General features: G+C 71.1%; 6 protein-coding genes and 1 pseudogene. 3 read left to right on the top strand and 4 right to left on the bottom strand.

Annotated features, from left to right (window positions below):
• The 4 genes and pseudogenes from ACFWWR_RS48425 to ACFWWR_RS48410 all read right to left on the bottom strand — a co-directional run.
• Window positions 1-220 (bottom strand): annotated as a pseudogene (locus ACFWWR_RS48425) (ABC transporter substrate-binding protein); the annotation flags it as partial.
• Window positions 217-522 (bottom strand): hypothetical protein, encoded by a 306-nt coding sequence (locus tag ACFWWR_RS48420; RefSeq protein WP_384310759.1) that lies wholly within the window; start codon window positions 520-522, stop codon window positions 217-219. The pseudogene ACFWWR_RS48425 and the gene ACFWWR_RS48420, both read right to left, overlap by 4 nt.
• Before the next feature lie 237 nt (window positions 523-759).
• Window positions 760-981: a hypothetical protein gene (locus ACFWWR_RS48415; RefSeq protein WP_384310757.1), complete on the bottom strand. Its 222-nt coding sequence runs from the start codon at window positions 979-981 to the stop codon at window positions 760-762.
• A 21-nt stretch (window positions 982-1002) separates the two neighbouring features.
• Window positions 1003-1422: a hypothetical protein gene (locus tag ACFWWR_RS48410; RefSeq protein WP_383878383.1), complete on the bottom strand. Its 420-nt coding sequence runs from the start codon at window positions 1420-1422 to the stop codon at window positions 1003-1005.
• Between the two features lie 144 nt (window positions 1423-1566).
• Between ACFWWR_RS48410 and ACFWWR_RS48405 the strand changes: the two genes are divergently transcribed.
• The 3 genes from ACFWWR_RS48405 (at window position 1567) to ACFWWR_RS48395 (ending at window position 4096) form a co-directional block, all read left to right on the top strand.
• On the top strand, window positions 1567-2472 hold the full coding sequence (locus ACFWWR_RS48405) for an NADP-dependent oxidoreductase (RefSeq protein WP_383878381.1): 906 nt from the start codon (window positions 1567-1569) through the stop codon (window positions 2470-2472).
• 82 nt (window positions 2473-2554) lie between these two features.
• Window positions 2555-3616: an alkene reductase gene (locus ACFWWR_RS48400; protein ID WP_384310755.1), complete on the top strand. Its 1062-nt coding sequence runs from the start codon at window positions 2555-2557 to the stop codon at window positions 3614-3616.
• 12 nt (window positions 3617-3628) lie between these two features.
• Window positions 3629-4096, top strand: a complete 468-nt coding sequence (locus ACFWWR_RS48395) for a MarR family winged helix-turn-helix transcriptional regulator (protein ID WP_383878377.1) — start codon at window positions 3629-3631, stop codon at window positions 4094-4096.
• Window positions 4097-4708: the final 612 nt, after the last annotated feature.

Below are 4708 nucleotides of genomic sequence, written 5' to 3'. Positions count from 1 at the left end.
GGTCGCCGCCCGCGTAGATCACGAGCTTGCCGCCTTCGGCGATGGCGGCCTGGTACAGCTCGTCGAGGGTCCTGGTCTCCTCGGCGCCGGCGCCGAGGCCGTGCGCGGCTGCGGCGGGGGCGGCCGTGGCGGGGGACGCGGTGGCGCCGAGCGCGCCGAGGCCGAGCGCGGCGCCCGCTCCGGTGGCCAGGAGGCGCCGTCGACTGGGAAGGCTCGTCATTGGGGTAAACCTCTCTGTGTGGGGGCAGGGGTGTTCCCGGCGTACGGGCGGCGGACCGCCTCGGCCGGGACGGTGGAAGCGGAAACGGCCAAGCCGGCTCTCTCGTGCGGCGTGCTCATCAGGCGGGTGGTGAGCGTCTTGCCGGAGTCGGGGATCTCGGCGGCGAGCCGGTGGCCGTCGGCGCGGGCGAATCCGGCGTCGACCAGCAGCGCCTCCTGCTCGCCGGCGACGAGGGCGGCGGTCTTGTTCTTGTTGCCGACCGGAAAGTCGAGATCGATATCGGTGAACTCGAGGGTGCTCATCAGGGCTCTTCGCTGTTCGGTCGAGAGCGGGGGCCCGCTGGAGCCGAGCCGTTCTTCTGACAAGACGGTATCTGACGCGTCAGGTTTTCTGGTGGTCGGGTGCACAGGGTGTGATGTGAGTCGCATGGGGCCTGCTGGTTCGACCTTCTGGCGGCACCGCGCAACGACCGGTCCGTTCACGCGGGCTGAGCCGGCGAATTCACGGGTTTGTCGTACCTGTCACCTCTCGGTCCGCCGTCAGGCGGAGGTGAGCGCCGTGACCGGGTCGGGGTCGGCCCGCGCTGCCGGGTGCCAGCGGGTGCCGGGGGCCAGGTGCACGGCCCAGGTCGACAGGTCGACAGGCCGGCCCCCGCGCCCGGCCCGCCGGATCAGTATGGCGTCGTCGGTGAGGGTGAGGCGCTTGCGCCAGACCGTGGGGGCGCCCGGGGCTGGCGCCCGCCTGGAAGGGCGCCTGAGCATCGACGCGTACCTGATGGAACGTCAGGCGGGCTGCACAGCAGTCCTTCTGACGTTCCATCGTCGGGTGCGGTAGGTGCCCGCGAGGCGGCAAGCGGCGTAGATCGTGACGGACCGCAGCTGTTCCTGCTGGTGGATCTCCATGGTGACCTCGCCCCCTGCTGGAGGTCCGCATTGCCCGGCGACCGGACCCAGCGCGCGTCCAGGCCGGACAGCCTGTAGCAGGCGGGTCAGTACGGGACCGGAGGTCTCCACGGTCGCCACGGCGTAGTCGCCGATCAGCCGGGCGCAGGCCACCGGATGCAGCGGGTAGTTCGCCCAGGGCGCCCGCAGCGGGTCGCGTGCCGTGCTGTCGAGGCTGGTGGCGTGGAGCGTTGTGGTCCTCTCGTCGGCCGCGATTCCTGCCCGTTGCAGGGCGTTGGCGGTATTTACATGGTCGGCCACACAAGCGGTCGACGCTCCCCGAAGCGAGCCGAGGTGGCCACCCCCGCCCTCGCGTCCGCAAATACTTGGCTAGCCACGTGATTGCTGCTACGTTGATTCATGTGGCCAGCCACACTTTTGGTGGCCAAAGGGAATGGAGTCATCGTGAAAGCAATCGTTTTCGACCAGTTTGGCGGCACGGACGTGCTGCACGAGGCGGACATCGAGGTTCCGCAGCCCGGCCCCGGTCAGGTCCGGGTCCGCGTGAAGGCCGCCGGGCTGAACGCGCTGGACGGCAAGATCCGATCCGGGATGCTGGAGGCCGTCCGCCCGACGACCTTCCCCGCCGTCCCCGGTGGCGAGCTCGCCGGCGTGGTGGACGCCCTGGGTGAGGGCGTGAGCGACGTGCAGGTCGGCGATGAGGTGCTGGGCTGGTCGGACACCGGCTCGTACGCCCAGTACGCGCTGGCCACCACCGTGGCCGCCAAGCCCGCCGCCCTCGACTGGCAGGACGCGGTCGCGCTGCCGGTGGCCAGCGAGACGGCTGAGCGGGTTCTGAACCTGCTGGGGGTCACCGCCGGGGAGACCGTGCTGATGCACGGCGCGTCCGGAGCGGTGGGAACCCTGGCGGTCCAGCTCGCCACGGCCCGCGGAGCACGCGTGATTGCCACCGCAGGCCCCTCCAACCAGGACTACCTCACCTCGCTCGGCGCCACCGCGACCCTCTACGGCGAGGGCCTGGTCGAGCGGGTGCAGGCGCTGGCCCCCGACGGCGTGGACGCGGTGTTCGATCTGGCCGGGAAGGGCGCCCTGGAGGACTCCATCACCCTGCGGGGCGGCACCGAGCGCATCGTCACCATCGCCGACTTCGGTGCACGGCAGCTGGGCATCACCTTCTCCCAGGGATCCCAGGAACGCTCGACCACCCGCTTGGCCGCCCTGGCCGAGGACGCCGCGGCCGGCAAGCTCGTCACCACCGTCACTGCCTACCCGCTCGACCAGGCGGCCACGGCCCAGCAGGCCAGCGACGCCGGGCACGTGCGGGGCAAGCTCGTCCTGACCGTCGGCTGAGCACGCCCGCTCACCGCCTCCCCACGACCACCCGCTGCCTCCTCGGTGACCGGCCGGTCACCGCCATATCGAAGGACCCCTCATGCTGAACGCCCTGTGGACGCCGACCACTCTTGGCGGCATTTCTCTGCCGCACCGCCTGGTCATGGCCCCCATGACCCGTGACCGCTCCACCCCTGAAGGCGTACCGACCGAGCTGAACGCCGAGTACTACGCCCAGCGTGCCTCGCACGCGCTCGTCATCACCGAGGGAACCCAGCCCTCCGCCGACGGACAGGGCTACCTCCTGACCCCCGGCATCCACAATGACGACCAGATCGCCGGGTGGCGCAAGGTCACCGACGCCGTGCACGCGGCCGACGGCCGGATCGTCATCCAGCTGATGCACACCGGACGCATCGCCCACCCCGACAACACCCCCCACGGGCGCCAGCCGGTCGCCCCCTCCGCTATCCGGCCAGCGGGAGTGATGTTCACCGCGTCCGGGCCCCAGGAGATGCCGACCCCCCGTGCTCTGTCGACGCAGGAGGTCGCGGCGACCGTCGACGACTTCCGCCGCGCCGCAGCGGCTGCCGTCGCGGCAGGCGCCGACGGCGTGGAGATCCACGGCGCCAACGGCTACCTGCTGCACCAGTTCCTGTCCGACAACACCAATCAGCGCACCGATGGCTACGGCGGCTCGATCGAGGGCCGCATCCGCTTCGCCGTCGAGGTCGCCGCCGCGGTGGCCGACGAGATCGGCGCCGAGCGCACCGGTATCCGTATCTCCCCCGGCAACCCCTTCAACGACATCGCCGAGTCCGACACCGCCGAGTTGTATCCGGCGCTCCTGGACGCCCTCGGCCCGCTCGGCCTGGCCTACCTCCACGTGATGCACGCGGGCGACGAGGAGTTGCTGGGCACCCTGCGCGCGCTGTGGCCGACCACCCTGGTCCTCAACCGGGCCGGCACCGACCTGCCCACCCGCGCCAAGGACGTCGACGACGGCACGGCCGACCTTGTCTCCGTCGGCGCCCTCGCGCTCGCCAACCCGGACCTGGTCGAGAGGCTCCGCGCCGGCGCGCCGCTGAACACCCCCGACCCGGCGACCTTCTACGGCGGCGGAGTGGCCGGCTACACCGACTACCCCACCCACACCGTCTGAGGAATCCGCATCATGCCCGCCTCCACACACCGCACCCCCTCTACGGCCAGCGAGGGGCCGATGAGCTACGCGATCTTCCAGCTCGCCCGCGCTCACCGGGCCCGCGCCGGCGTCATGCTCCGTGAGATGGACCTGCATCCCGGACAGGAACTGCTGCTGATGCAACTCCTCGACCGGGACGGCCAGTCCCAGTCCGAGCTGCTGGAGAGCGTCGGCCTGGACCACTCCACCGTGTCCAAGTCCCTGCGCCGCATGCAGGACGCCGGTCTGCTCGTCCGCGAGCCGGCCGCACACGACCGGCGCGTCATGGTCGTGCACCTCACCGACAAGGGCCGGGCGATGCGCGAGCCCATCGCGGCCTTGTGGCGGGCCCTGGAGGAGACCTCCGCGCTGAACCTGTCGGCGCAGCAGGCGGAGTCCTTCGTCCGCACCGCCTACGCCATCGCCGACGCGATCAACAGCCGCGCTCTGCCGCAGTAAGAGCCTGAGTAACTCCTCTCGGCTTGCACCCCGGTTCCGGCCTGGAGCGCAAATCGCCTCCGGCGTTCCTGCGAAGAGGACAGTGCTGCAGCGCACTCGGCTGCACGAAGGCCCGTGCTGAACGGATCCAGGCTCCGCGACTGTCGGAAAAAGCCCGGTGCGCCGAGCCGGCGGATGTGGCGCGACCCCCGCTCACCCCGGTACGTCACGGAGAACGGGCTGAACGGGGCCTCAGCGTCAGGGGCAAGCGCGAGCTGTCCCGGTGCAGGCAGACGGAACTCGTCCGGGGGAAAGGGCAACACCCCTCCCACGGGGATGTCGAGCCCTTCCCCGTCGCCGACCAGGCTGCACATCGAGGACGGCCGCATCACCCGCGTCCCGTTCACCGTCGACCCCCGCAAGCTCCTGCGGACCGGCGGTGACCCCCGCCGCAGATCCGCCCATCGCAGGCCCGCCCCTTGAGCGACCCGAGCCGACGGCGCCCACGTCTGCGCCACCTGATCCCCCCACTCCTGACCTGATGGAAAGTGAGACCCCCATGACCACCACCCTCCCCGTCCTCGTCGTCGGCGCGACCGGCTCCCTCGGCGGCAAGGTCGTCGACGAACTGCT

The sequence above is a fragment of the Streptomyces sp. NPDC058678 genome (assembly GCF_042714835.1).
Lineage (GTDB): Bacteria > Actinomycetota > Actinomycetes > Streptomycetales > Streptomycetaceae > Streptomyces.
This window is presented reverse-complemented; position numbering and strand designations above follow the sequence as displayed.